The 26,430-nt window shown below is 49.1% G+C and carries 24 protein-coding genes; 20 read left to right on the top strand and 4 right to left on the bottom strand.

The window, feature by feature from the left end:
* Positions 1–71: 71 nt before the first annotated feature.
* The 12 genes from purE (at position 72) to purD (ending at position 12,868) form a co-directional block, all read left to right on the top strand.
* A complete protein-coding gene (gene purE, locus OWN49_RS15995; RefSeq protein WP_003155768.1) occupies positions 72–560 on the top strand; it encodes a 5-(carboxyamino)imidazole ribonucleotide mutase in 489 nt (162 codons plus the stop codon).
* The gene (gene purK, locus OWN49_RS15990) at positions 514–1,695 is read left to right on the top strand and encodes a 5-(carboxyamino)imidazole ribonucleotide synthase (RefSeq protein WP_042634928.1); all 1,182 of its coding nucleotides are present in this window, start codon (positions 514–516) and stop codon (positions 1,693–1,695) included. Before purE ends, purK begins: the two co-directional genes overlap by 47 nt.
* On the top strand, positions 1,695–2,987 hold the full coding sequence (gene purB / locus OWN49_RS15985; protein WP_146276266.1) for an adenylosuccinate lyase: 1,293 nt from the start codon (positions 1,695–1,697) through the stop codon (positions 2,985–2,987). Before purK ends, purB begins: the two co-directional genes overlap by 1 nt.
* 75 nt (positions 2,988–3,062) lie before the next feature.
* Complete coding sequence (gene purC / locus OWN49_RS15980) at positions 3,063–3,782, top strand: phosphoribosylaminoimidazolesuccinocarboxamide synthase (protein ID WP_014417101.1); 720 nt, start codon at positions 3,063–3,065, stop codon at positions 3,780–3,782.
* Complete coding sequence (purS, locus tag OWN49_RS15975) at positions 3,782–4,036, top strand: phosphoribosylformylglycinamidine synthase subunit PurS (RefSeq protein ID WP_003155758.1); 255 nt, start codon at positions 3,782–3,784, stop codon at positions 4,034–4,036. The genes purC and purS overlap by 1 nt, the downstream gene beginning before the upstream one ends.
* Entirely contained in the window at positions 4,033–4,716 is a 684-nt protein-coding gene (gene purQ / locus OWN49_RS15970; RefSeq protein ID WP_176283164.1) for a phosphoribosylformylglycinamidine synthase subunit PurQ, read from the top strand. The genes purS and purQ overlap by 4 nt, the downstream gene beginning before the upstream one ends.
* A complete protein-coding gene (gene purL, locus OWN49_RS15965) occupies positions 4,700–6,928 on the top strand; it encodes a phosphoribosylformylglycinamidine synthase subunit PurL (RefSeq protein ID WP_176283165.1) in 2,229 nt (742 codons plus the stop codon). The genes purQ and purL overlap by 17 nt, the downstream gene beginning before the upstream one ends.
* Positions 6,904–8,334 carry an amidophosphoribosyltransferase gene (gene purF, locus OWN49_RS15960; RefSeq protein WP_060674456.1) on the top strand — a complete coding sequence of 477 codons (1,431 nt, stop codon included), beginning with the start codon at positions 6,904–6,906 and terminating at the stop codon, positions 8,332–8,334. Before purL ends, purF begins: the two co-directional genes overlap by 25 nt.
* Positions 8,335–8,425: 91 nt before the next feature.
* Complete coding sequence (purM, locus tag OWN49_RS15955; RefSeq protein WP_003155753.1) at positions 8,426–9,466, top strand: phosphoribosylformylglycinamidine cyclo-ligase; 1,041 nt, start codon at positions 8,426–8,428, stop codon at positions 9,464–9,466.
* Complete coding sequence (purN, locus tag OWN49_RS15950) at positions 9,463–10,050, top strand: phosphoribosylglycinamide formyltransferase (protein WP_176283166.1); 588 nt, start codon at positions 9,463–9,465, stop codon at positions 10,048–10,050. Before purM ends, purN begins: the two co-directional genes overlap by 4 nt.
* Complete coding sequence (gene purH, locus OWN49_RS15945; protein ID WP_176283167.1) at positions 10,047–11,585, top strand: bifunctional phosphoribosylaminoimidazolecarboxamide formyltransferase/IMP cyclohydrolase; 1,539 nt, start codon at positions 10,047–10,049, stop codon at positions 11,583–11,585. The genes purN and purH overlap by 4 nt, the downstream gene beginning before the upstream one ends.
* A 14-nt stretch (positions 11,586–11,599) precedes the next feature.
* Positions 11,600–12,868, top strand: a complete 1,269-nt coding sequence (gene purD, locus OWN49_RS15940; RefSeq protein ID WP_176283168.1) for a phosphoribosylamine--glycine ligase — start codon at positions 11,600–11,602, stop codon at positions 12,866–12,868.
* A gap of 18 nt (positions 12,869–12,886) precedes the next feature.
* Here the strand turns inward: purD and OWN49_RS15935 are convergent, their stop codons facing one another.
* Together OWN49_RS15935 and OWN49_RS15930 are read right to left on the bottom strand one after the other, a co-directional pair.
* Entirely contained in the window at positions 12,887–13,030 is a 144-nt protein-coding gene (locus OWN49_RS15935) for a hypothetical protein (RefSeq protein WP_164672385.1), read from the bottom strand.
* A complete protein-coding gene (locus tag OWN49_RS15930) occupies positions 13,005–13,235 on the bottom strand; it encodes a YgaP family membrane protein (RefSeq protein ID WP_017419030.1) in 231 nt (76 codons plus the stop codon). Before OWN49_RS15930 ends, OWN49_RS15935 begins: the two co-directional genes overlap by 26 nt.
* A 121-nt stretch (positions 13,236–13,356) precedes the next feature.
* On the opposite strand from OWN49_RS15930, the gene OWN49_RS15925 reads away from it, so the two are divergent.
* The 3 genes from OWN49_RS15925 to OWN49_RS15915 are packed head-to-tail and all read left to right on the top strand — an operon-like array spanning position 13,357 to position 16,433.
* Positions 13,357–15,099 (top strand): adenine deaminase, encoded by a 1,743-nt coding sequence (locus tag OWN49_RS15925; protein ID WP_176283169.1) that lies wholly within the window; start codon positions 13,357–13,359, stop codon positions 15,097–15,099.
* Positions 15,100–15,123: 24 nt separating this feature from the next.
* Positions 15,124–16,119, top strand: coding sequence for a DUF3048 domain-containing protein (locus tag OWN49_RS15920; protein ID WP_176283170.1), 996 nt, complete (start codon positions 15,124–15,126; stop codon positions 16,117–16,119).
* Between the two features lie 2 nt (positions 16,120–16,121).
* On the top strand, positions 16,122–16,433 hold the full coding sequence (locus tag OWN49_RS15915; protein ID WP_003155745.1) for a YerC/YecD family TrpR-related protein: 312 nt from the start codon (positions 16,122–16,124) through the stop codon (positions 16,431–16,433).
* Positions 16,434–16,467: 34 nt separating this feature from the next.
* On the opposite strand, the gene OWN49_RS15910 is transcribed toward OWN49_RS15915, so the two are convergent.
* Positions 16,468–18,042, bottom strand: coding sequence for an FMN-binding glutamate synthase family protein (locus OWN49_RS15910; protein WP_167859952.1), 1,575 nt, complete (start codon positions 18,040–18,042; stop codon positions 16,468–16,470).
* Between the two features lie 195 nt (positions 18,043–18,237).
* On the opposite strand from OWN49_RS15910, the gene OWN49_RS15905 reads away from it, so the two are divergent.
* The 5 genes from OWN49_RS15905 to OWN49_RS15885 all read left to right on the top strand — a co-directional run bounded on the left by OWN49_RS15905 (position 18,238) and on the right by OWN49_RS15885 (position 25,679).
* A complete protein-coding gene (locus OWN49_RS15905; RefSeq protein ID WP_003155740.1) occupies positions 18,238–18,927 on the top strand; it encodes a heptaprenylglyceryl phosphate synthase in 690 nt (229 codons plus the stop codon).
* Positions 18,928–18,984: 57 nt separating this feature from the next.
* On the top strand, positions 18,985–21,204 hold the full coding sequence (gene pcrA / locus OWN49_RS15900; RefSeq protein ID WP_176283171.1) for a DNA helicase PcrA: 2,220 nt from the start codon (positions 18,985–18,987) through the stop codon (positions 21,202–21,204).
* Positions 21,205–21,228: 24 nt separating this feature from the next.
* Complete coding sequence (gene ligA, locus OWN49_RS15895) at positions 21,229–23,235, top strand: NAD-dependent DNA ligase LigA (RefSeq protein ID WP_063174589.1); 2,007 nt, start codon at positions 21,229–21,231, stop codon at positions 23,233–23,235.
* Between the two features lie 15 nt (positions 23,236–23,250).
* Positions 23,251–24,447: a CamS family sex pheromone protein gene (locus OWN49_RS15890; protein ID WP_176283172.1), complete on the top strand. Its 1,197-nt coding sequence runs from the start codon at positions 23,251–23,253 to the stop codon at positions 24,445–24,447.
* Between the two features lie 236 nt (positions 24,448–24,683).
* Positions 24,684–25,679, top strand: coding sequence for a phosphotransferase enzyme family protein (locus OWN49_RS15885; protein ID WP_070081470.1), 996 nt, complete (start codon positions 24,684–24,686; stop codon positions 25,677–25,679).
* Between the two features lie 36 nt (positions 25,680–25,715).
* Here OWN49_RS15885 and OWN49_RS15880 read toward each other — a convergent pair whose 3' ends face one another.
* On the bottom strand, positions 25,716–26,408 hold the full coding sequence (locus OWN49_RS15880; RefSeq protein WP_129093615.1) for an MgtC/SapB family protein: 693 nt from the start codon (positions 26,406–26,408) through the stop codon (positions 25,716–25,718).
* Between the last annotated feature and the right edge of the window lie 22 nt (positions 26,409–26,430).

The raw sequence follows: 26,430 nt of genomic DNA, 5'->3' as shown, positions 1-26,430 counted from the left end.
GCTTCCTCATAGTTGCAATATAAGCCGGGCTTTTTTTTCTGAAAAACAAAGCATGAGAAGGTGGGAACAGAATGCAGCCGCTAGCAGGAATCATCATGGGAAGCACCTCCGATTGGGAGACAATGAAACATGCATGCGACATACTTGACGAACTTCACATTCCTTATGAAAAACAGGTAGTATCCGCGCATCGGACGCCTGATTTGATGTTTGAATATGCAGAAAGCGCTAGAGACAGAGGCTTAAAAGTCATTATTGCCGGAGCCGGTGGAGCGGCGCATCTGCCGGGTATGACGGCGGCCAAAACGACACTGCCGGTGATCGGCGTACCGGTTCAGACAAAATCGCTTAACGGGCTTGATTCTCTTCTGTCTATCGTACAGATGCCCGGCGGCGTGCCGGTCGCGACGACGGCGATCGGAAAAGCGGGCGCAGTGAACGCGGGTCTGTTAGCCGCGCAGATTTTGTCGGCATTTGACGGTGACATTGCGGATAAACTAGAGGCGAGAAGAAATGCGACAAAACAAACGGTGCTGGAAAGCAGTGATCAGCTTGTCTGATAAAAAAACGATTTATCCCGGCGCCGTCATCGGCATTATCGGAGGCGGACAGCTCGGAAAAATGATGGCTGTCGCCGCAAAACAGATGGGCTATAAAGTCGCAGTCGTCGATCCCGTGAAAGACTCGCCATGCGGACAGATCGCCGATATTGAGATTACCGCCCAGTATAATGACCGTGAAGCGATTCAAAAATTGGCCGGAGTCAGTGACATCATTACGTACGAATTTGAAAATATCGATTACGAGGCGCTCAACTGGCTCAAAGAACATGCATATCTTCCCCAGGGAAGCGAGCTGCTGCTTATCACCCAAAATAGGGAAACGGAAAAAAAGGCGATCCAGTCAGCAGGCTGTCAAGTCGCTCCTTATCGGATCGTAAACAGCGGACGGGAGCTTGAGGAAGCTGTTCAGGCACTGGGGCTCCCGGCTGTGCTGAAAACATGCCGCGGCGGATATGACGGCAAAGGCCAATTTGTCATTAAGGAAGAAGGACAGACAGATGAAGCGGCCGCGCTGCTAGAAAACGGCACGTGCATACTGGAAAGCTGGGTATCATTCCGGATGGAGCTTTCCGTTATCGTGACGAGATCGGTGCACGGTGAGATTTCAACCTTTCCGGCTGCTGAAAATATCCACAAAAATAATATTCTGTTCCAAAGCATCGTGCCCGCGAGAGCGGAGGAAACGGTTCAAAAGCGGGCAGAGGCGCTTGCCGTTCAGCTCGCGGAGAAATTGGAGCTTGTCGGGCCGCTTGCGGTGGAAATGTTCGTTACGGAAGACGGAGACCTTTTGATCAATGAACTGGCGCCGCGTCCTCACAACTCCGGGCATTATACGCTCGACCTTTGTGAAACGAGCCAGTTCGAACAGCACATCAGAGCGGTCTGCGGACTTCCTCTCGGCAGAACCGATCTTCTCAAACCGGGAATGATGGTGAATCTGCTCGGTGATGAAGTGAAGCTTGCGGAGGAGCATACGGAGCTTTTAAAAGAAGCCAAACTGTACCTGTACGGAAAACATGAGATTAAAAAAGGCCGCAAAATGGGGCATATGACATTTTTGCGGAAGCCTGATGAAACATGGATTCAGGACATCACGAACATATGGATGAAAAGAGACGGAGGACGAGCATAATGATCGAACGTTATTCAAGACCTGAAATGTCCGCGATCTGGACGGACGAAAACAGATACCAGGCATGGCTGGAAGTCGAGATTTTAGCCTGTGAAGCCTGGGCTGAGCTTGGCGTCATTCCGAAAGAAGACGTCAAGGTCATGCGCGAAAACGCGTCTTTTGACATCAACCGCATTTTGGAAATCGAGCAGGATACGCGCCATGACGTCGTTGCATTTACCCGCGCGGTTTCAGAATCATTAGGCGAAGAAAGAAAATGGGTCCACTACGGCCTGACGTCAACAGATGTCGTGGATACCGCTCTTTCCTATCTATTAAAACAGGCGAATGAGATCTTGCTCAAGGACATTGAGAGATTTGTTGACATTATAAAAGAAAAAGCGAAAGAACATAAATACACGGTCATGATGGGCCGCACGCACGGCGTACACGCGGAACCGACGACATTCGGCCTGAAACTCGCGCTTTGGCACGAAGAAATGAAACGCAACCTTGAACGTTTCAAGCAGGCAAAAGAAGGGATCGAAGTCGGGAAGCTTTCCGGCGCGGTCGGCACATATGCAAATATTGATCCGTTCGTAGAGCAGTATGTCTGCGAAAAACTCGGCCTGAAAGCGGCGCCGATTTCCACTCAGACATTACAGCGCGACCGTCATGCGGATTACATGGCGGCACTGGCTTTGATCGCGACGAGCATTGAAAAATTCGCAGTGGAAATCCGCGGTCTGCAAAAGAGTGAAACACGTGAAGTGGAAGAGTTTTTTGCAAAAGGACAAAAAGGCTCATCGGCTATGCCTCATAAACGGAATCCGATCGGGTCGGAAAATATGACGGGCATGGCGCGCGTGATCCGCGGGTACATGCTGACGGCATACGAAAATGTACCGTTATGGCATGAGCGTGATATTTCTCATTCATCAGCTGAACGCATCATTCTTCCTGACGCGACAATCGCGCTGAATTACATGCTGAACCGATTCAGCAACATCGTCAAAAACTTAACGGTATTCCCGGAAAATATGAAACGCAACATGGACCGCACACTCGGTTTAATCTATTCTCAGCGCGTGCTGCTCGCTTTAATCGACACGGGTCTGCCTCGTGAAGAAGCATATGACACGGTTCAGCCGAAAGCGATGGAAGCTTGGGAAAAACAAGTGCCGTTCCGCCAGCTTGTCGAAGCGGAGGAAAAAATCACGTCCCGCCTCACACAGGAACAGATTGCCGATTGCTTTGACTACAATTATCATCTGAAAAACGTCGACTTGATCTTTGAGCGTTTAGGTTTATAGAAGAAGCCAGCCGGAGGCGGCTTCTTCAGCCGCCGTAGATTGAATATTCCCAACATTCGGGTTAGGAGGCCTTCCGTGAATATTGTGAACAATAATCTTCTTTATGAAGGAAAAGCGAAACGAATTTATCAAACTGAAGACGAACAGATTCTCCGCGTGGTCTACAAGGATTCCGCAACAGCCTTTAACGGTGAGAAAAAAGCGGAGATCAGCGGAAAGGGCCGTCTGAACAATGAAATTTCAAGCCTGATTTTCAAACATCTGCACGCCAAAGGAATTGACAACCACTTTGTGGAGCGTGTTTCAGAATCAGAGCAGCTCATCAAAAAAGTGAGCATCATTCCGCTTGAAGTCGTGGTCAGAAACATTGCCGCCGGAAGCATGTCGAAACGTCTCGGCATCCCGGAAGGAACAGAGCTCCCGCAGCCGATTATCGAATTTTACTACAAGGATGACGCACTGGGTGATCCGCTCATCACTGAAGATCATATCTGGCTCTTAAAAGCGGCGGCTCCTGAGCAGGTCAAAACGATCAAATCGATTACAAACCAGGTGAATCAAGAACTGCAGCATATTTTTGAAGACTGCGGCGTCAGATTAATAGATTTTAAGCTGGAATTCGGCTTAGACGCAGAGGGACGGGTGCTTTTAGCGGATGAAATTTCTCCTGACACGTGCCGTCTGTGGGACAAAGACACAAACGAAAAGCTCGATAAAGATTTGTTCAGACGGAACCTGGGAAGCTTAACCGACGCATATGAAGAGATTTTCAAAAGACTGGGAGGCATTTCATAATGTATAAAGTGAAAGTTTATGTCAGCTTAAAAGAAAGTGTGCTCGATCCTCAAGGAAGCGCGGTGCAGCATGCATTGCACAGCATGACCTACAATGAAGTGCAGGATGTGCGCATCGGAAAATACATGGAGCTGACGATCGAAAAATCTGACCGCGATCTTGACGCGCTCGTGAAAGAAATGTGTGAAAAGCTTCTTGCCAATACAGTCATTGAAGACTACCGATATGAAGTTGAGGAGGTTGTCGCACAGTGAAATTTGCGGTGATTGTGTTACCCGGCTCCAACTGTGATATTGATATGTTTCACGCCGTAAAGGACGAACTCGGCGAAGAAGTCGAGTATGTCTGGCACGAGGAAACAAGCCTTGACGGATTTGACGGCGTACTCATCCCCGGCGGGTTTTCATACGGCGACTACTTGAGATGCGGCGCCATCGCCAGATTCGCAAACATCATGCCGGCCGTGAAAAAAGCGGCTGCCGAAGGAAAACCGGTTCTCGGCGTCTGCAACGGATTCCAGATTCTGCAGGAGCTCGGACTTCTGCCCGGCGCCATGAGACGCAACAAAGATTTAAAGTTCATCTGCCGCCCGGTTGAATTAATCGTGCAGAACGGCGGTACGTTATTCACATCTTCCTATGAAAAAGGACAATCGATAACGATTCCGGTTGCCCACGGCGAAGGCAATTTTTACTGTGATGACGAAACGCTTGAAAGATTAAAAGAAAACAATCAAATCGCCTTCACATACGGCGGCGATATTAACGGAAGCGTCAGCGGCATTGCCGGCGTCGTGAATGAGAAAGGCAACGTATTAGGCATGATGCCTCACCCTGAGCGCGCAGTCGATGAACTGCTCGGCAGCGCAGACGGTCTTACATTGTTCCGGTCTATCGTGAAAAATTGGAGGGAAATTCATGTCGCTACTGCTTGAACCAAGTAAAGAACAAATAAAAGAAGAGAAACTCTATCAGCAAATGGGTGTCAGTGATGACGAGTTCGCACTCATTGAATCTATTATCGGAAGATTGCCGAACTACACGGAAATCGGGATTTTTTCCGTGATGTGGTCAGAGCACTGCAGCTATAAAAACTCAAAACCGGTTTTACGCAAATTCCCGACTAGCGGCGAACGCGTGCTGCAGGGTCCCGGAGAAGGCGCGGGAATCGTTGACATCGGTGACAATCAGGCGGTCGTGTTCAAAATTGAATCGCATAACCATCCGTCAGCGCTTGAGCCATACCAGGGTGCTGCGACGGGAGTGGGCGGCATTATCCGTGACGTTTTCTCAATGGGCGCCCGTCCGATAGCTGTATTAAACTCTCTTCGATTTGGTGAACTCACTTCACCTCGTGTGAAGTACTTGTTTGAAGAAGTAGTGGCGGGAATCGCGGGATACGGAAACTGTATCGGCATCCCGACGGTCGGCGGAGAAGTGCAGTTTGACGCAAGCTATGAGGGCAATCCGCTTGTCAATGCAATGTGCGTCGGCTTGATTGATCATAAAGATATTAAAAAAGGCCAGGCGAAAGGTGTCGGCAACACGGTCATGTACGTCGGCGCTAAAACGGGCCGCGACGGCATACACGGCGCTACTTTCGCATCAGAAGAAATGTCAGATTCATCTGAAGAAAAACGTTCTGCGGTGCAGGTCGGCGATCCTTTCATGGAAAAACTTCTCCTGGAAGCATGCCTTGAAGTCATCCAATGCGACGCCTTAGTCGGCATTCAGGATATGGGGGCGGCCGGTCTGACAAGTTCGAGTGCTGAAATGGCAAGCAAAGCCGGCTCCGGCATTGAAATGAATCTTGATCTCATTCCGCAGCGGGAAACGGGTATGACCGCTTACGAAATGATGCTTTCCGAGTCTCAGGAACGCATGCTTCTCGTCATTGAACGCGGACGTGAACAGGAAATTGTCGATATTTTTGATAAATATGATCTTGAAGCGGTTTCCGTAGGTCATGTTACGGATGATAAAATGCTTCGCCTCCGCCATAACGGAGAGGTTGTTTGCGAACTTCCGGTCGACGCACTGGCGGAAGAGGCGCCTGTATACCACAAACCGTCAGCGGAACCTGCGTACTACCGCGAGTTTCAGGAAACAGAAGTTGCCGCGCCTGAAGTGAAAGATGCGACAGAGACGCTTTTTGACCTGCTGCAGCAGCCGACAATCGCCAGCAAAGAGTGGGTGTATGATCAATATGACTACATGGTGCGCACCAATACGGTGGTCGCTCCCGGCTCTGACGCGGGAGTGCTCAGAATCCGCGGCACGAAAAAAGCGCTGGCGATGACGACGGATTGCAACGCCCGTTATTTATATCTTGATCCAGAAGAAGGCGGAAAAATCGCCGTTGCCGAAGCGGCGCGCAACATCGTATGCTCCGGCGCCGAACCGCTTGCGGTCACGGATAATCTGAATTTCGGAAACCCGGAAAAACCTGAAATTTTCTGGCAGATCGAAAAAGCGGCCGACGGCATCAGCGAGGCGTGCAATGTTCTCAGCACACCCGTCATCGGCGGTAACGTATCACTTTATAATGAATCGAACGGAACGGCCATCTACCCGACGCCTGTTATCGGCATGGTCGGCTTAATTGAAGATACCGCTCATATTACGACACAGCATTTCAAACAAGCGGGGGATCTTGTATACGTGATCGGCGAAACAAAACCTGAGTTTGCCGGAAGCGAACTGCAAAAAATGACAGAAGGCCGCATTTACGGCAAAGCGCCGCAAATCGATCTTGATATAGAGCTGTCACGCCAAAAAGCATTGCTTGACGCAATTAAAAAAGGCCTCGTTCAATCCGCGCATGATGTGTCTGAAGGCGGCTTAGGCGTAGCGATTGCTGAAAGCGTCATGACGACGGAAAACCTTGGTGCCAACGTGACTGTTGAAGGGGAAGCGGCATTATTATTCTCTGAATCTCAATCCCGCTTCGTCGTTTCGGTCAAAAAAGAACACCAAGCGGCGTTTGAAGCAGCTGCGGCTGATGCGGTTCATATCGGTGAGGTAACGGCTGACGGACTTCTGGCGATTCAAAACCAGGACGGACAACAATTGGTTCACGCGCAAACGAAAGAACTTGAGCGCGCGTGGAAAGGAGCTATTCCATGCTTGCTGAAATCAAAGGCCTGAATGAAGAATGCGGTGTGTTTGGCATCTGGGGACATGAAGAAGCCCCGCAAATTACGTATTACGGCCTCCACAGCCTCCAGCACAGAGGACAGGAAGGCGCGGGAATTGTCGCGACTGACGGCGAAAAACTGACGGCGCACAAAGGCCAAGGGCTGATCACTGAAGTATTTCAAAACGGCGAGCTCAGCAAAGTAAAGGGAAAAGGCGCGATCGGGCATGTTCGTTACGCAACGGCTGGAGGAGGCGGATATGAAAATGTTCAGCCGCTCCTGTTCCGTTCGCAAAACAACGGCAGCCTTGCGCTCGCCCATAACGGCAACTTGGTCAACGCCACACAGTTGAAGCAGCAGCTTGAAAACCAAGGGAGCATTTTTCAGACTTCCTCCGATACGGAAGTGCTGGCTCATCTGATTAAACGCAGCGGACACTTTTCGCTGAAGGATCAGATCAAAAATTCGCTGTCTATGCTGAAAGGCGCTTATGCCTTTTTAATCATGACAGAAACAGAGATGATTGTAGCGCTTGACCCGAACGGACTCAGACCGCTGTCAATCGGCATCATGGGCGATGCTTATGTGGTCGCTTCAGAAACGTGCGCATTTGACGTCGTCGGCGCAACGTACCTTCGCGAGGTAGAGCCGGGCGAAATGCTGATCATCAACGATGAAGGCATGAAATCAGAGCGCTTTTCCATGAATATCAACCGTTCCATCTGCAGCATGGAGTACATTTATTTCTCAAGACCTGACAGCAATATCGACGGCATTAACGTGCACAGCGCCCGGAAAAACCTCGGGAAAATGCTTGCCCAGGAGTCCGCGGTTGAAGCGGATGTCGTCACAGGCGTGCCTGATTCCAGTATTTCTGCGGCCATCGGCTATGCCGAAGCAACGGGCATCCCGTACGAACTCGGTCTCATTAAAAACCGTTATGTCGGCAGAACGTTTATCCAGCCGTCACAGGCTCTCCGTGAGCAAGGCGTCAGAATGAAGCTGTCCGCCGTCCGCGGTGTTGTCGAAGGAAAACGGGTCGTCATGGTTGATGATTCCATCGTGCGCGGGACGACAAGCCGCCGGATTGTCACAATGCTCAGAGAAGCGGGGGCGACAGAGGTGCACGTCAAGATCAGTTCACCGCCGATCGCTCATCCGTGCTTCTACGGCATCGACACATCAACCCATGAGGAGCTGATCGCTTCCTCTCATTCCGTGGAAGAAATCCGTCAGATCATCGGAGCCGACACGCTTTCTTTCTTAAGTGTAGACGGATTGTTAAAAGGAGTCGGCCGAAAATTTGAAGACACCAATTGCGGACAATGCCTCGCTTGTTTTACGGGCAAATATCCGACGGAAATTTATCAGGATACAGTGCTTCCTCACGTAAAAGAAGCGGTGCTGACAAAATAAAATGTGAAAATGACATAAAGGCAGCGGGAATTCAGGCTGCCTTTCTCTTTCTGCCTTTTAAGGAGAAACGAATTGACAAGGAGTGATAGGGATGTCTGATGCTTATAAAAATGCCGGAGTTGACATCGAAGCCGGATACGAAGCCGTCAAACGAATGAAAAAACACGTGGAGCGCACGAAAAGGCTCGGCGTTATGGGAAGCCTGGGTGGTTTTGGCGGAATGTTTGATCTGTCAGAGCTTCCGTATCAAAAGCCTGTTTTGATTTCCGGAACAGACGGTGTCGGCACCAAACTGAAACTCGCATTTTCAATGGATAAGCATGACACGATCGGCGTCGATGCGGTCGCGATGTGTGTAAACGATGTGCTTGCCCAGGGAGCGGAGCCGCTGTTTTTCCTTGATTATTTGGCGGTCGGCAAGGCTGATCCGGTGAAAATTGAGCAGATCGTTCAGGGTGTGGCGGACGGATGCGAGCAGTCAGGATCAGCGCTTATCGGCGGTGAGACGGCGGAAATGCCGGGGCTGTATACGTCTGATGAATACGATATTGCGGGCTTTTCAGTCGGCGTCGCGGAAAAAGACGAAATCGTCACCGGTGAACATATCGAAGAGGGGCATCTCTTAATCGGACTTACTTCAAGCGGCCTTCACAGCAACGGATTTTCCCTGGTGAGAAAAGTGCTTCTTGATGACGGCGGACTTGATTTGGATACTGTCTATGAACCGTTTGCGCGTCCTCTCGGCGAAGAATTGCTGGAACCGACGAGAATATATGTGAAGCCGGTGCTCAAGGCGGTGAAAAGCGGTAAGGTGGACGGCATGGCGCATGTGACAGGCGGAGGATTCATCGAGAATATCCCGCGGATGCTGCCGGACGGATTGAGCGCGGAAATTGATCACGGATCATGGCCGATCCCGCCGATTTTTCCGTTTCTGCAGGAGCACGGCAAGCTGAAAGAAGAAGAAATGTTCAATGTTTTTAATATGGGCATCGGTTTTGTCCTTGCCGTTAAAGAAGAAAACCTGACAGACGTCATCGGCACGCTTGAAGCTCAGGGCGAGAAGGCTTATCTGATCGGCCGGGTCAAGCGGGGCGAAGGCATTTCTTTCGGCGGTGCGGCTCTTTCATGAAAAAGTTTGCGGTATTTGCTTCAGGAAACGGATCGAACTTCGAGGCCATTGCCAAACGCATGAGAGAAGAGAAGTGGAATGCGGAGCTCTCGCTTCTCGTGACGGATAAGCCTCAGGCAAAGGCGGTGGAAAGGGCGGAGGCTTTACATATCCCGTCATTCGCCTTTGAACCGTCATCTTTTGAAAACAAAGCGGCCTTTGAACGGGCCATTATTGAACAGCTGCGTCTGCACGGGGCGGAATTAATCGTTCTCGCCGGCTATATGAGACTGATTGGAGATACGCTGCTTGAAGCATACGGGGGCCGCATTATTAATATACATCCCTCGCTTCTTCCGGCATTCCCTGGGATTGACGCTGTCGGACAGGCGTATCGGGCCGGTGTGAAAGTGGCGGGCATTACCGTTCATTACGTCGACGAAGGCATGGACACCGGGCCGATTATCGCGCAAAAAGCATTCGAAATACAGGAAAACGATACGCTTGAAGACATAGAGCATACAATACACGAGCTTGAGCACAAATGGTATCCGAGCGTTGTGAAACGGCTGCTGGGACTAAATAACAGAGGTGAAAAGGCATGACAATCAAACGCGCACTAATCAGTGTTTCTGATAAAAAAAATCTCGTACCTTTCGTAAAGGAACTGACAGAGCTCGGCGTCGAAGTCATTTCGACCGGAGGAACAAAAAAACTTCTTCAGGAAAACGGTGTGGATGTCATCGGCATTTCGGAAGTGACCGGATTTCCTGAAATTATGGACGGACGGTTAAAAACGCTCCATCCTAATATTCACGGCGGTCTGCTTGCCGTAAGAGACAATAAAGAGCATATGGCGCAGATCAATGAGCATGGCATTGCACCGATTGACCTTGTGGTCGTCAACCTTTATCCGTTTAAAGAAACGATTTCAAAAGAAGACGTAACATACGATGAAGCGATAGAAAACATTGATATCGGCGGTCCCGGCATGCTGCGCGCCGCATCGAAAAACCATCAGGATGTGACGGTCATCACAGATCCGGCCGATTACAGCTCCGTGCTCAATGAGATGAAAGAACACGGCGGCGTTTCGCTCAAAAGAAAACGCGAGCTTGCGGCCAAAGTATTCCGCCATACCGCGGCATACGACGCATTAATCGCTGATTACTTAACACGCGAGGCCGGTGAGAAAGACCCTGAGCAATTCACTGTTACTTTTGAGAAAAAACAGTCGCTCCGCTACGGTGAAAACCCTCACCAAGAGGCGGTTTTCTACCAAAGCGCACTTCCTGTCTCCGGTTCCATCGCAGCGGCAAAACAGCTTCACGGCAAAGAGCTTTCTTATAACAATATTAAGGACGCGGATGCGGCCGTTCAAATCGTCCGGGAATTTACAGAACCCGCAGCTGTTGCCGTTAAACATATGAATCCATGCGGAGTCGGTACGGGAGCTTCAATAGAGGAAGCATTCAATAAAGCGTATGAAGCTGATAAAACCTCCATTTTCGGCGGCATCATCGCGCTGAACCGTGAAGTTGATCAGGCAACGGCTGAAGCCCTTCACGGCATCTTTTTAGAAATCATTATCGCCCCTTCTTTCAGTGAAGAAGCGCTGAACGTGCTGACGGCGAAGAAAAACCTTCGTCTGCTCACGCTTGACGTGACCGCATCAGGAAAGAAAGAAAAACAGCTGACTTCCGTACAGGGCGGTCTTTTGATTCAAGATTTAGACGTCCATGGATTTGATGACGCCGACATCAGCATCCCGACAAAAAGAGAGCCGAGCGAGCAGGAATGGGAAGATTTGAAGCTGGCCTGGAAAGTCGTCAAACACGTGAAATCCAACGCGATCGTCCTTGCAAAAGACCATATGACGGTCGGTGTGGGCGCAGGACAGATGAATCGCGTCGGTTCAGCCAAAATCGCCATTGAGCAGGCCGGAGAAAAAGCAAAAGGCAGCGCGCTCGGATCAGACGCGTTTTTCCCGATGCCGGATACAGTCGAAGAAGCCGCAAAAGCCGGTGTCACGGCGATTATCCAGCCCGGCGGATCGGTCCGCGATGAAGATTCGATTAAAAAAGCGGATGAATACGGAATCGCCATGGTATTCACCGGCATCAGACATTTCAAACATTAAGGGGGGAACGAAGCGTGAATGTATTGATTATCGGAAAAGGCGGCAGAGAGCATACATTGGCTTGGAAAGCGGCGCAAAGCCCGCTTGTTGACACGGTGTACGCCGCGCCCGGAAATGACGGTATGGCAGACTGCGCGACGCTGGTCAACATTGAAGAAAGCGATCATGCCGCACTCATTGCGTTTGCGAAAGAACATCATGTCGGGCTGACGATTATCGGCCCCGAAGTTCCTCTGATTGAAGGGATAGCCGACGAGTTTGAAAAAGCCGGACTGCTTGTTTTCGGACCGTCTGAAAAAGCGGCTATTATTGAAGGAAGCAAACAGTTTGCCAAGGATTTAATGAAAAAATACGGCATTCCGACGGCGGAGTATGAGACGTTTACTTCATTTGAAGAGGCGAAAGCATATGTACAGCAAAAAGGCGCGCCGATTGTCATTAAAGCGGACGGGCTTGCCGCCGGAAAAGGTGTCACAGTCGCGATGACGGAAGAAGAAGCGATTGAATGCCTGCACGATTTTCTTGAGGATGAGAAATTCGGGGAGGCGAGCGCATCTGTTGTCATTGAAGAGTTCCTCGCCGGCGAAGAATTTTCTTTAATGGCGTTTGTAAAAGGGGAGACCGTCTATCCGATGGTCATCGCTCAAGATCATAAACGCGCCTTCGATGGAGACAAAGGGCCGAATACGGGCGGAATGGGCGCCTACTCACCGGTGCCGCACATTTCCGATGATATCGTCAGAAGCGCAGTCGAAACGATTGTGAAGCCGGCGGCAAAAGCAATGGTGAAAGAGGGGCGCTCCTTCACGGGCGTGCTGTACGCGGGGCTGATTCTGACGGAAGACGGATCAAAAGTCATTGAATTCAACGCGCGCTTCGGAGATCCGGAAACACAGGTCGTCGTGCCGAGAATGGAATCTGACCTCATTCAGGTGCTCTTAGATCTTCTGCATGAGAAGGATGTTGACCTGAGATGGAAGGACACGGCCGCGGTCAGCGTTGTGCTGGCTTCAGAAGGCTATCCGGAAGGCTATGCGAAAGGGACGCCGATCGGCAGTTTGACGTCCGCTGAAGACGGGATCGCCGTTTTTCATGCCGGAACGAAAAAAGACGGCGGACAATTTGTTACAAACGGCGGCCGGGTCGCCAATGTCACGGCATTTGCTGAAACATTTGAAGCGGCGAGGGATAAAGTGTACAGCGCCGTTTCAGGGCTGACAAAACCCGGACTGTTTTACAGAAGCGATATCGGCGCCCGTGCGCTGAAAGCATCGCAGCGATAAAGAGGAAACCCCCGCGTCTTAAAAGATGCGGGTTTTCTTCTGAATGACGACTAAGATTGTCGATTTGCCGTGAGAGATGGTTCTTCTCGGAATCGTGATAACAGGAGAAAATAAAATAACAAGCCGAAACGGCTTGTTATTTTTCTTGCTGATGGCTGTCATCCTGATTCATTCCTGTCTGGAACATATATGTCACCGGACAGAAGCGGAGGATGCCGGACGCCGCTTTCATCGCGCCCATCATCATACAGAAGAGATGCATCTTGCACCAAGGTTTTCTCGTGTATTTCGCTGAAGCGGCAGACAAAATGGTGAGGCCGCAAGTGATGCGCATAACGGCATTTAATAAACTGATATTCGGTTTCATCATTTCAGCTCCCTTAGAAAAAGTTTTTCATTCATCTTCAATAATTTGTAACGTTTTAGCCGTGCGATAATTGTGCGGATGTGATACGATGGGTCTAATATAAGCGAAGGAGAGTATGTGAATGTCCGAACGTACCTTTAACTGGAAAAATAAAGACATCAGATCACAGGCGGATGTTGTAGACTCAAAGCTGCTTCCAACGCTACTTTTACGGGATGCTCTCGTATTAAATCCTTTTTTAAAACAATGGCTGAAAAAGAACGTCTGGATTTACGGAGACCGAATTGTATATGTTGGTCATGAGCTTCCTGATGCAGCAGAGTACATTCATACCATAAATTGTGAAGGAAAATACATTGTGCCAGGTTACATTGAACCGCATACACATCCTTTTCAAATATATAATCCCCAAACGCTCGCCGAATATGTGTCTCAATTCGGAACAACGACGTTTGTTAATGATAACTTGTTTTTTCTTTTGCACAGCGGTAAAAAGAAAGCGCTTACTATATTGGAAGAACTAAAAAAACAGCCGGTGCAATATTTCTGGTGGTCCAGATATGATCTGCAGACTGAAGTGCTGAATGAGGACCAGCTCCTTTCTTTTGATGTCCGCAAGCAATGGATTGAGCATCCGGATGTCATTCAAGGCGGAGAATTGACCGGATGGCCGCGCCTCATGGACGGCGATGACTTGATGCTTCATTGCATGCAGGCGACAAAGAAACTGCGCAAGCGGATAGAAGGGCATTTTCCCGGAGCCTCTGAAAAAACACTGACGAAGATGAAACTGTTCGGGGCTGATTCTGACCACGAGGCGATGAATGGCGATGAGGTGATGAGACGGCTTGAATTGGGTTACTATGTTTCGCTCAGACATTCATCCATCCGCCCTGATTTGAGAACGATTTTGCAGGATCTCCATCAAAAAGGCTTCCGGCATTATGATCATTTCTTTTACACGACGGATGGAGCGACGCCGCATTTTTATAAAGGCGGCATGACGAATGAATTAATCAAAATCGCTTTGGAGGAAGGGGTTCCGGCGATTGACGCCTACAATATGGCCTCCTTTAATATCGCGAAATATTATCAGATGGATGACTTTCTCGGTGTGATCGGTCCGGGCCGGCTTGCTTCATTGAACATTCTCGATGACCCGATGAATCCGGACCCGGTCACGGTGATCTCCAAAGGCATCCTGCTGAGGGAAGACGGCCGAAATATGAAGGCGTTTACAGAAACGGATTGGAAAAAGGGCGGTCTTGTCCCTCTTGAGCTTTCATATGATATGACGATGGATGATTTACAGTTTTCAATGCCGATGGGTGTGATAATGCGCAACGCCGTCATTATGGAGCCGTATATGATTGCGATTGATAATTCTGTTGACCAGCTTTCTTTTGATCATGATGAATGCTATCTCACGCTTCTCGATAAGCATGGAAAATGGCGGGTCAATACAATGCTGAAAGGTTTTGCCGATCGGGTGCAGGGCTTTGTCAGTTCCTACACGACAACCGGAGATATTATCGCTGCCGGAAAAAATAAAGAAGATATCCTGCTCGCTTTCTCACGGATGAAAGAAATCGGCGGCGGAATCGTGCTTGCCGAAAACGGGAAGATTCTGCATGAGATCCCCCTCGCCTTAAACGGTTCTGCATCCGCGGAGAATTATGAAGAAGTGCTTGAGAAAGAGCAAAAACTGAGGACGTTGCTGGAGGAGCGGGGCTACCGATTCTGCGATCCGATCTATACGCTGCTCTTTTTGCAGAGCACACACCTGCCTTATATCCGCATTACGCCGAGAGGAATATTCGACGTGATGAAAAAAACTGTACTCTTTCCATCGATAATGCGTTAAAATATAAAAGCAGGGAGCCGACATATGAAAAGATGGAAAACCGTTTGTATGCTTTGTTTTGCGTTTTTGCTGCTTGCCGCCTGCCGGCAGAACAATGCCGATCAGGTGCAGCCGAAAGAAGCGGAAGCTCCTTTAACGGGGCTGAAAACTGAGCAGAAGCTTGCAGAACGCCGTCCGATTGCAGTCGCAGTGAACAATCATCCGAAGGCGAGGCCCCAATCCGGGCTGTCAAAGGCGGATGTTGTCATCGAAGCGCTCGCGGAGGGCCGGATTACGCGGTTTCTCGCGATTTTTCAAAGTGAGATGCCGGAAACGGTCGGGCCTGTGCGGAGCGCGAGGGAATATTTTGTCACGCTCAGCAGCGGGTTTAACAGCATATTTGTCCATCATGGCTGGAGTCCCGGCGCTAAAAAGCAGCTGGAGTCCGGAACTTACGATTATATAAACGGTTTGGATTTTGACGGCAGCCTGTTTTGGAGAGCCGATTTCAGCAAGCCGCCCCACAATTCCTACACGTCGTATGACAATATCAGGAAGGCGGCGGAACAAAAAGGATACAAGCTGAACGGAAAAACAGAACCGCTCCCATTTCAGACATCAGATGCAAAACCCGGAAACGAAACCTACAATATTCGGATAGATTATGGAACACAAAACGTTACAAATCTTGTCGAATACGATTATGATAAAAAAGCTGATGCTTATACAAGAAGCTCTGATGGTGTGAAAGCGACAGACCGGAAGACCGGAAAGCCTTTAGCCATGCACAACATTTTTATTGTTGAAGCCGGCCATCGCATGACAGACAAAGATGGAAGGCGGGCCATCGATATTCAGTCAGGGGGGAAGGGCCTCCTGCTTCAGCACGGCGATGTTATAGAGTCAGACTGGGAATATAAAGACGGCCGTATTCTGCCCGTAAAAGGCGGTGAGATTCTTCCGTTTGTGCCAGGAAAGACATGGATTAATATCGTGCCTGATCTCGATGCAGCTTCCATTAGTAAAGGAGAAGGTGTTTGACGATGCAAATCGATAAATTACGCGGAAAAGAACTGGACCAGTTATTTTTATCTATTTTATCGCTGAAAGATCTGGAGGAATGCTATCGTTTCTTTGACGATCTTTGTACGATTAATGAAATCCAATCGCTGGCGCAGCGTTTGGAAGTGGCGAGAATGCTCCGCGAAGGAAATACGTATCACAAAATTGAAAGCGAAACGGGTGCTTCCACAGCGACGATTTCCCGGGTGAAGCGCTGCTTAAATTACGGGAACGACGCCTATGAAATGGCGCTTGACCGCGTAAACAAAGGAGAATCCTCCTCAGCTACGTAAAAAACCGCTCTGCCGATGACGGCAGGCGGTTTTTTTATGCGTGCTGATTCAAAAGGCCGGAAAGTTCCCTCAGGCTTCCGTCTTCCTCCCGGTATACGATGTGTTCAGCTGAGAAATGAATCGGCGAGCTGATACCCGCCGCCGCGGCAAGGTGAAACAGCCCTTCACGCAACGAGAGCACGTAGTTGCAGACGCGGTGCTGTTTATCCTCGATACTGAGCGCGCGCTGAAGTTTTGGATCGGTTGTCGCTACTCCGACAGGACAATGATTGGTGTGGCATACTTGAGCGCGGATACAGCCGACTGAAAACATCATTCCCCGGGCAATATTGACAAAATCCGCGCCTAACGCGAGGGCAACGGCAATCTTATCCGGAGTGAGCAGCTTTCCGGATGCGAAAATTTTCAGCTTATCTCTTATACCGTATGTCTTCAAAAGGCCGTCAACAAGGGGGAGGCCGGTCAGAATCGGCAGGCCGACGGAATCCGCCAGTTCATGGAAAGAAGCTCCCGTTCCCCCTTCACTGCCGTCAATCGTAATAAAGTCGGGAAGTTTGCCTGATGAACTCATACAGGAAATAAGGTCTTCAAGGTCTTTGCGGCTGCCCGGGACAATTTTGATGCCGACCGGTTTTTCACCGACAGTTCTTAATTTCTCAATGAAATCAAGCATGTCCGGAACATTTGAGAATTCGTTGAAGCGGTTTGGGCTGTCAATGGATTGTCCGGGCTGCACATTTCTGATGGCGGCAATTTCTTCGGTCACCTTTGAACCGTCAATATGACCGCCTCTTGCTTTCGCCCCTTGCGCAAGCTTTAATTCAAAGGCTTTAATCTGCTCGAGGCGGCTTTTTTTCTTAAATTCTTCCCATGAAAATTCTCCATCTTCAGTGCGCACGCCGAACAGCCCGGGGCCGATTTGGCAGATAATATCCGCGCCGCCTTTCAAGTGATACTCAGACAGGCCGCCTTCGCCTGTATTCATCCATGTGCCGCCGGCCTGGTGCAGCCCTTTTGACAGGGCGGTGATTGCCCGGTCGCCAAGTGAGCCGTAGCTCATCGCTGATTGTCCGATTAACCCTTTTACATAAAACGGTTTCTTGCATGTGTCGCGGCCGATCACTTGCACATCGTCCGGATGCAGGTAATAAGGGTCCGCTTTTGCTTTTTCACGGTGTTCGCTGCGTTTCAGCAGGTTGTCTTTGTCAATCTTGTATACCATCGTGTCGATCTTCGGCGTCTGATCTGTGCGCAGCTCCTCCCTTTGTTTCGGGAAGAGGGCGTTACGGATATAATAGCCCGGCTGATCGAAATCCCGTTCTGAGCCGAAGCCCATCATTCTGCTTTTATACTTTCCCGACATGACCGTCTGTTCATATTCTCTCCGGGAAAACGGCTGTTCTTCGTTATCATTGCTGAATAAATACTGCCGCAGCTCAGGTCCGATTTTTTCAAATATATAGCGCAGTTTTCCCGCTGCGGGATAATTGCGCAGCACTGAATGTTCTTCCTGCTTTTCGTCTCTTATGTATATCCAGAGAAACAATGCGGCGGGAACTAAAATAATAAAAATCAATATACAAATCAGTACGATAATGGCTTGTTCCATTGAGACCAGACTCCTTGCCTTTTTTCTCTTTGACATTCCACATATTGTCTGTTTTCAAACATAGACGTTTCCCATCGGGCGGAGCGCAATCTTTTTTTGTGAATCAGGTGAATGACGTCTTTTTCCGTTTTTCCGGGCCAAACGAATTTGTTATAATGTTTAAATGGCAAGAAACGAATGGAGGAACGAAAACGCATGTACGATGTTAACGAGTGGAAGCATGTTTTTAAACTCGATCCGAATAAAGATTTACCGGATGAACAGCTGGAACGGCTTTGTGAATCAGGGACTGACGCCATTGTGATCGGAGGAAGCGACAATATCACCGAGGACAATGTGCTGAGACTGATGTCAAAGGTGCGGCGGTTTTTAGTGCCGTGCGTACTTGAGGTGTCGACGATTGATTCCATTGTGCCCGGGTTTGATCTTTATTTCATTCCGAGTGTGCTCAACAGCAAAAAGGCGGACTGGATTGTCGGCATGCATCATCAGGCGATGAAAGAATACGGAGAGCTCATGTCAATGGAGGAAATCGTGACGGAGGGCTACTGCATCGTCAACCCTGATTGTAAGGCGGCCGCTTTGACGGAGGCGGATACACATATAGAAACAGAAGATATTCTCGCCTATGCGCGGGTCGCGGAACATTTGCTTCATCTCCCGATTTTTTATCTGGAATACAGCGGGATGCTGGCGGACATAGAAACGGTGGAGAAAACGAAGGCTGTGCTGGACAAGTCCGTCCTGTTTTACGGAGGCGGGATTAAAGACGCGGAAACGGCGGAACGGTTCGGCCGTCATGCCGATGTCATCGTTGTCGGAAATGCCGTATATGAAGATTTTGATCAGGCGCTCAAAACGGTGGCGGCTGTAAAGACAAAGTAGCCAAGCGAACGAAATTGATTTATGATAGAACATATGTTTGATAGGCGGTGAACGGATATGAATTACATTAGCAATCAATTATTAAGCGGATTAAATCCCGTTCAGCAGGAAGCGGTCAAGACGACGGACGGTCCGCTGCTTCTGATGGCGGGCGCGGGAAGCGGAAAAACACGTGTGCTGACGCACAGAATCGCATACTTAATGGCGGAAAAACACGTGGCGCCATGGAACATTCTGGCGATTACCTTTACAAATAAAGCCGCCAGAGAAATGAAGGAGCGGGTGGAGAGCATTCTCGGACCCGGCGCGGATGAAATCTGGATTTCCACCTTCCACAGCATGTGCGTGCGGATTCTGCGCAGGGATATTGACAGAATCGGCATCAACCGAAACTTTTCCATTCTTGATACGGCTGATCAGCTTTCCGTTATTAAAGGGATTTTGAAAGAGCGGAATATCGATCCGAAAAAGTTTGATCCGAGAAGTATTTTAGGCTCCATCAGCAGCGCCAAAAACGAGCTGATCGAACCTGAGGAATTCGCAAAAACGGCCGGCGGCTACTACGATCAGGTCACGAGTGACGTGTATACCGATTATCAGAAAAAACTGTTGAAAAACCAATCGCTCGATTTTGATGATTTAATCATGACGACGATTAAGCTTTTCGATCGTGTGCCGGAAGTGCTTGAGTTTTATCAGCGCAAATTCCAGTACATTCACGTAGACGAGTACCAGGATACGAACAGGGCGCAATACCTGCTTGTGAAGCAGCTTGCGGCCCGCCTTGAAAATATCTGCGTCGTCGGTGACTCCGACCAGTCCATTTACAGATGGCGCGGGGCGGATATCGCGAATATCCTTTCCTTTGAAAAAGATTATCCGAGCGCAAACGTGATTCTGCTCGAGCAAAACTACCGCTCAACAAAGCGGATTCTGCAAGCGGCTAACGAAGTGATCAAAAACAACTCAAACCGCAAGCCGAAAAACCTGTGGACGGAAAATGACGAAGGCATCAAGCTTTCTTATTACAGCGGCGACAATGAATTCGGCGAAGGCCAATTCGTCGCGGGCAAAATTTATGAGCTGCACAGCTCGGGGCGGCGGAAGCTTTCCGATATCGCGATTTTATACCGGACAAACGCCCAGTCGCGCGTCATTGAGGAAACCCTTTTAAAATCCGGTCTGAACTACAATATCGTCGGCGGAACCAAGTTCTACGACAGGAAAGAAATTAAAGACATTCTTGCATATCTGCGCCTTGTGTCAAATCCGGACGACGACATCAGTTTTACACGGATCGTCAATGTGCCGAAGCGGGGCGTCGGCGCCACTTCGCTAGAAAAAATCGCGTCATATGCGGCGATGAACGGAATGTCAATGTTCCAGGCGATCAAACAGGTTGATTTCATCGGCGTCAGCGCAAAAGCGGCAAACGCGCTTGACGGCTTTGGCGCGATGATTGAAAATCTGACGAACATGCAGGATTACCTGTCCATTACGGAACTCACGGAAGAAATTCTCGAAAAAACAGAATACAGAGAAATGCTGAAGGCTGAAAAATCAATCGAAGCCCAAAGCCGCCTTGAAAATATCGACGAGTTTCTTTCCGTGACGAAAAACTTCGAACAAAAAAGCGAAGACAAGTCTCTCGTCGCGTTTCTGACCGATCTGGCGCTGATCGCGGATATTGACCAGCTCGACCAGAAGGAAGAAGAAGCAGGCGGAAAGGATGCCGTCACTTTAATGACACTGCACGCCGCTAAGGGGCTTGAATTTCCAGTCGTGTTCTTAATGGGCATGGAAGAAGGCGTGTTCCCGCACAGCCGCTCCCTGATGGAAGAAGCCGAGATGGAAGAAGAACGCAGGCTCGCATATGTAGGCATTACGAGGGCGGAAGAAGAACTGTATTTAACGAATGCCAAAATGCGAACCTTATTCGGCCGCACCAATATGAATCCGGAATCCCGCTTTATCAGGGAAATACCTGGCGATTTATTGGAGAACCTAAATGAGAAGAAAACACCTCGCATGCAGCCGGGACGAAAAGTGCAGCCGAAACGCGGGCCCGTATCCCGTCCTGTTTCCTATGCGAACAAAACAGGCGGCGACTCGCTCAGCTGGGCGGTCGGCGATAAAGCGGGCCATAAAAAATGGGGCACCGGAACGGTTGTCAGCGTAAAAGGAGAAGGCGAGAGCACCGAGCTTGATATCGCATTCCCGAGCCCAGTCGGCGTGAAGCGTCTGCTTGCAGCTTTTGCGCCGATTGAAAAGCAGTAACCTGAAGAGGAAAGGAAGAACATGATGGACAAAGAAACAGCGAAACACCGGGCAAAAGAATTGCGCCGCACCATCGATCAGTACAGTTATGAATATTACACCTTAGATGAACCGAGCGTGCCGGATTCCGAGTACGACAGACTGATGCAGGAGCTGATTGCCATAGAGGAAGAGCACCCGGAGCTCAGAACGCCTGATTCGCCCACACAGCGGGTCGGGGGAGCGGTGCTTGAATCTTTTCAAAAGGTGCAGCACGGCACGCCGATGCTCAGTCTCGGCAACGCATTTAACGATGATGATCTCCGCGATTTTGACCGCCGCGTCCGTCAGGCTGTCGGTGACGGCGTCGCTTACAATGTGGAGCTGAAAATAGACGGTCTTGCTGTTTCTCTCCGTTATGAAGACGGCTATTTCGTCAGAGGCGCGACAAGAGGAGACGGAACGACGGGCGAAGATATCACGGAAAACTTAAAAACGATCCGCAACATTCCGCTGAAAATGAAACGGAATCTTTCCATAGAAGTGCGCGGAGAGGCGTACATGCCGAAACAGTCATTTGAAGCGCTCAATGAAGAAAGGCTGAAACATGAAGAGGAGCCGTTCGCCAATCCCCGGAACGCGGCTGCGGGCTCACTCAGACAGCTCGATCCGAAAATTGCAGCGAAACGAAATCTTGACATCTTCGTCTACAGTATAGCGGAGCTTGACGAAATGGGTGTGGAAACACAGAGTCAGGGCCTGGATTTTCTGGATGAGCTCGGTTTTAAAACAAACCAGGAACGGAAAAAATGCGCCACGATAGATGAAGTCATTGAAATGATCGAAGAGCTGCAGGCGAAGCGGGCCGATCTCCCTTATGAAATTGACGGAATCGTCATCAAAGTCGATTCGCTCGACCAGCAGGAAGAACTCGGGTATACGGCAAAAAGCCCGCGCTGGGCGATTGCTTACAAATTCCCGGCGGAAGAGGTCGTGACAAAACTGCTCGATATCGAACTGAATGTCGGAAGAACGGGCGTTATTACGCCGACCGCCGTTCTGGAACCGGTAAAAGTCGCGGGAACGACGGTCTCAAGAGCATCCCTTCATAACGAAGATTTAATTAAAGAGAAGGATATCCGCATTCTCGATAAAGTGGTCGTCAAAAAAGCGGGCGACATCATCCCTGAGGTCGTCAATGTCTTAATTGAACAGCGGACCGGGGAAGAAAAAGAATTCAATATGCCGACCAGCTGCCCTGAGTGCGAAAGCGAACTTGTCCGCATTGAAGGGGAAGTCGCGCTGCGCTGCATCAATCCGGAATGTCCGGCGCAGATCAGAGAAGGCCTGATTCACTTTGTCTCACGCAACGCGATGAATATTGACGGACTCGGAGAACGTGTCATCACACAGCTTTTCCGTGAACATCTCGTCCGTAATGTCGCTGATTTGTATAAGCTGACGAAAGAACAGGTTATCCGGCTTGAGCGGATGGGGGAAAAATCAACTGATAATCTGATCAGCTCCATCCAAAAGTCGAAAGAGAATTCGCTGGAACGCCTGCTGTTCGGTCTCGGCATCCGTTTTATCGGCTCAAAAGCGGCCAAAACACTGGCCATGCATTTTGAAAGCCTGGAAAATCTGAAACAAGCCACGGAAGAAGAGCTGCTTGCGGTAGATGAAATCGGCGAAAAGATGGCCGATGCCGTTGTCACCTATTTCCGCAAAGAGGAAATGCTTGAGCTTTTGAATGAACTTGAGGAACTCGGTGTGAACACACTCTACAAAGGCCCGAAAAAAGTAAAAGCGGAGGACAGCGACTCTTATTTTGCCGGCAAAACCATCGTGTTAACCGGAAAGCTTGAAGAGCTGTCCAGAAATGAAGCCAAGGCGCAGATTGAAGCGCTCGGCGGAAAGCTGACGGGATCTGTCAGCAAAAAAACAGACTTGCTGATTGCCGGAGAAGCGGCCGGAAGCAAGCTGACAAAAGCGCAGGAATTAAACATTGAAGTATGGAATGAAGCACAGCTATTGGGAGAGCTAAAGAAATAAGAGGAGTGTTTTCTATTGAAAAAGATGTTGGCATTGGCGGCGACGGCAACGGCGGCAGTACTCATGCTGTCGGCCTGTTCGCCGAGTTTCGGGGGAAAAAAAGAGGAAGAGATCACGCAGAAAACGGCAAAGTCTTCTGAAAAAGCGATCATACCGAAATATAATATCTCTGATTCCTACTATAAAATGGTGCTCCCGTTTAAGGCCGGAAAAGCGCGCGGCCTGACCGCGGACCGGCTGAACACGAGGCTGGACATCGATGAATTCGAGACGGGGCTGATGCGGCTCGCTCAAGACACGTTCCCGACGGATGACTATTTGTATCAGGAAGGCCAGTATTTAGATGAGGACACGGTACTCAGCTGGCTTGACCGCAAAAAAGAAGGCAGTGATCTGAAAAAGGCGAAAAAGGCAGACGCCAATTTCCAGAATCTCGGCTTAAACCCGGTACTGCCAAGTTCGGGATCGGCAAAAGAGAAAAACGAAAACAGCCCGATTTACTTAGCGTCCATGCTTGAGCAGGATTACTTAGTAAGAAAAGATAAAAATTCCATCCAGCTTGGAGGTGTCATGATCGGTCTCGCTCTCAACTCAGTATACTATTACCGCGAAAACACAGGTGATCCGCAGCAGGAAGTGGAGCTCAGCGACAAAACGATCCGCAACCACGGTGAAGAAATCGCACAGGAAGTCGTTAACCGCCTTCGGAAAATGGATAACCTGAAAAATGTGCCGATTACCGTCGCCCTTTATAAACAAGCGCCGAAAACATCAATCGTACCGGGGAATTACATTGCGAAAACAGAAGTCAAGGCCGGCTCATCCACCATTTCAAACTGGGATGATGTCAAAGAAAAGTACGTCTTCTATCCGGCGGATACAGACACGGCAAAGAAATACCCTGATGATTCCGAAGTGTTTAAACGCTTCAAAAACGCCATCGACAGCTACTTCCCGAATTACACCGGAGTTGTCGGAACGGCAATGTACGAAAACGATGAAATGAGAAAAATGAAGATTGAAATCCCGATGCAATTTTACGGGAAAAGCGAAGTCATCGCCTTTACCCAATACTTAACAGGTGAGCTGATGGATTATTATTCAAAAGGCTCAGTTGATGTCGAAATTAACATTACCTCGTCTGACGGGCAGGAAGCGCTGATCGTCCGCAATGCGGGTGACAAAGAACCGACCGTCCATATTTACGATTAACCAAGATGCCCTTGTTCATTTCTGTATGAGCAAGGGTTTTTTAGTGTGAATATCGTTGGAGAGAGGAATGAGGTATGTTAAGATATTTGTATAATTAGGAATTAACAGGAAAACATATTTCATTTCTAAGCGGATGTTACGAATCTGCTGTGAAAAAAGAAGGGCAGGAATGTTGATGAATGACATTTGCTGAGTACACACACCGCCTACAAATGTTATGAAAAGGGTGAATCAGCATGCATAAAGATATTAAAGCGATTTTTGAGGAAGATAAGGTACTGGCTGAGGCCGGTGAAATATACGGATTTACCAAGTTTCAATTTATTGCGGACGCAGAGAACTACGTATATGAAATTGTGAAAGATAACGAACCGTATATCTTAAAAATTACGCATACGATCAGAAGAACGCCGGAATATATTCTCGGGGAAATGGAATGGCTTCATCATCTGGCAAAGGGAGAGCTTTCAGTAGCAAAGCCGATTCCTTCATTAAATGGCAAAGATGTCGAAGAAGTCCCGGATGGAAAAGGCGGAGCGTTTTTATTAAGAGTCTATGAAAAAGCGCCCGGACGAAAAGTGGAGGAATCAGACTGGAACGGAACGCTGTTTTACCAGCTTGGAAAGTACACGGGGAACATGCACCGGCTGACAAAAAGCTACCGTCTGAGCGATCCGGCATATAAAAGGCAGGAATGGGATGAAGAGGAGCAGCTGAAGCTGAGAAAATACGTGCCCGCAGATCAGCATCTCGTATTTGAGCGGGCGGATGCTCTAATGGAAAAACTGCGCCGTTTGCCGAAGAATCCTGAAAACTACGGCCTTGTGCACGCCGATCTGCATCATGGCAATTTTAATTGGGACAACGGAAAAATCACTGCATTTGATTTTGATGATATCGGCTACAATTGGTTTGTGAATGATATCAGTATTCTGCTGTACAACATGTTGTGGTATCCGGTCATCCCGTATGAAGACAAGGCCGCGTTTACGGGTGAATTCATGACTCACTTTATGAAAGGCTACAGGGAAGAAAATGACCTTGATTCCGCATGGTTTGAACACATCCCGGATTTCCTCCGGCTGCGCCATATGCTGATCTACGGATTATTGCATCAGGCGTTTGACCTCAATTCACTCGGGGACGAGGAACTCGGGATGCTGAAAGCCTTCAGGCGCGATATCGAAAATGAAACACCGATTACGGAGTATCAATTTTCTGCATTCGTATAAATAGAAAAACGCCGGCTGAATCCAACCCGGCGTTTTTTATAACGTATCACATTTCACTCCGACGACGCCCTGAATTTCTTTAATATCATAATAGACGTCAGTGGTGTAGCGGCTTTTATGAACACTGACTTTCACTTCCATAATCGGAAATTCTTTTTCACCCAGATCATCAATCCGGACGGAGTGAATGCGGAGCTGTTTGCTTTTCATTTCCTTTAAAATCTCGGTCATTTTGTCTTTATCGGAAAGAGACATTCTCACGCGGATATCCTTTTCCTTCAAGCGGTTGGGACCGATTTTTCTGATCAGCCACGGAAGAAATTCGACACTGATCAGGATAAACAAGAGGCTTGCGAACGCCTCTTTATAAAAGCCGGCACCTGTAGCCAGACCCAGCCCGGCCGCGCCCCAGATGATAGCCGATGTCGTCAGGCCGGATATGACGTCATTGCTTTTACGCAGGATCACGCCCGCGCCGATAAAACCGACGCCGGAAATGATTTGGGCGGGAAGGCGGAGCGGATCCATCATGATACGGTAATATTTTGGGAAATGATATGCCGCATTAATGCTGACGATCGTCAGCATACAGGAGCTGACGGCGATGACGATACAGGTTTTCAGTCCGAGCGGTTTGTTTTTCAGTTCTCGTTCAAGACCGATGATCATGCCGATCAGCGTGGCAATGCCCAGCTTTAATAAAATGTCTGGTTCGATAGGCCAGCTCAATTTGCACAGCACCTCCGCAATT

This window comes from Bacillus sp. NEAU-242-2, assembly GCF_027853835.1.
Classification (GTDB): Bacteria; Bacillota; Bacilli; order Bacillales; family Bacillaceae; genus Bacillus; species Bacillus velezensis.
The sequence above is the reverse complement of the archived record's forward strand: the minus strand, read 5'-3'. Positions and strand labels throughout refer to the sequence as shown.

Excerpts from the sequence above, each read along its gene's own strand:
- purE (WP_003155768.1), top strand. The coding sequence starts at position 72 with ATGCAGCCGCTAGCAGGAATCATCATGGGAAGCACCTCCGATTGGGAG.
- purK (WP_042634928.1), top strand. The coding sequence starts at position 514 with ATGCGACAAAACAAACGGTGCTGGAAAGCAGTGATCAGCTTGTCTGAT.
- purB (WP_146276266.1), top strand. The coding sequence starts at position 1,695 with ATGATCGAACGTTATTCAAGACCTGAAATGTCCGCGATCTGGACGGAC.
- purS (WP_003155758.1), top strand. The coding sequence starts at position 3,782 with ATGTATAAAGTGAAAGTTTATGTCAGCTTAAAAGAAAGTGTGCTCGAT.
- purL (WP_176283165.1), top strand. The coding sequence starts at position 4,700 with ATGTCGCTACTGCTTGAACCAAGTAAAGAACAAATAAAAGAAGAGAAA.
- purF (WP_060674456.1), top strand. The coding sequence starts at position 6,904 with ATGCTTGCTGAAATCAAAGGCCTGAATGAAGAATGCGGTGTGTTTGGC.
- purM (WP_003155753.1), top strand. The coding sequence starts at position 8,426 with ATGTCTGATGCTTATAAAAATGCCGGAGTTGACATCGAAGCCGGATAC.
- purN (WP_176283166.1), top strand. The coding sequence starts at position 9,463 with ATGAAAAAGTTTGCGGTATTTGCTTCAGGAAACGGATCGAACTTCGAG.
- purH (WP_176283167.1), top strand. The coding sequence starts at position 10,047 with ATGACAATCAAACGCGCACTAATCAGTGTTTCTGATAAAAAAAATCTC.
- OWN49_RS15935 (WP_164672385.1), bottom strand. The coding sequence starts at position 13,030 with ATGACAGCCATCAGCAAGAAAAATAACAAGCCGTTTCGGCTTGTTATT.
- OWN49_RS15930 (WP_017419030.1), bottom strand. The coding sequence starts at position 13,235 with ATGAAACCGAATATCAGTTTATTAAATGCCGTTATGCGCATCACTTGC.
- OWN49_RS15925 (WP_176283169.1), top strand. The coding sequence starts at position 13,357 with ATGTCCGAACGTACCTTTAACTGGAAAAATAAAGACATCAGATCACAG.
- OWN49_RS15920 (WP_176283170.1), top strand. The coding sequence starts at position 15,124 with ATGAAAAGATGGAAAACCGTTTGTATGCTTTGTTTTGCGTTTTTGCTG.
- OWN49_RS15915 (WP_003155745.1), top strand. The coding sequence starts at position 16,122 with ATGCAAATCGATAAATTACGCGGAAAAGAACTGGACCAGTTATTTTTA.
- OWN49_RS15910 (WP_167859952.1), bottom strand. The coding sequence starts at position 18,042 with ATGGAACAAGCCATTATCGTACTGATTTGTATATTGATTTTTATTATT.
- OWN49_RS15905 (WP_003155740.1), top strand. The coding sequence starts at position 18,238 with ATGTACGATGTTAACGAGTGGAAGCATGTTTTTAAACTCGATCCGAAT.
- pcrA (WP_176283171.1), top strand. The coding sequence starts at position 18,985 with ATGAATTACATTAGCAATCAATTATTAAGCGGATTAAATCCCGTTCAG.
- ligA (WP_063174589.1), top strand. The coding sequence starts at position 21,229 with ATGGACAAAGAAACAGCGAAACACCGGGCAAAAGAATTGCGCCGCACC.
- OWN49_RS15885 (WP_070081470.1), top strand. The coding sequence starts at position 24,684 with ATGCATAAAGATATTAAAGCGATTTTTGAGGAAGATAAGGTACTGGCT.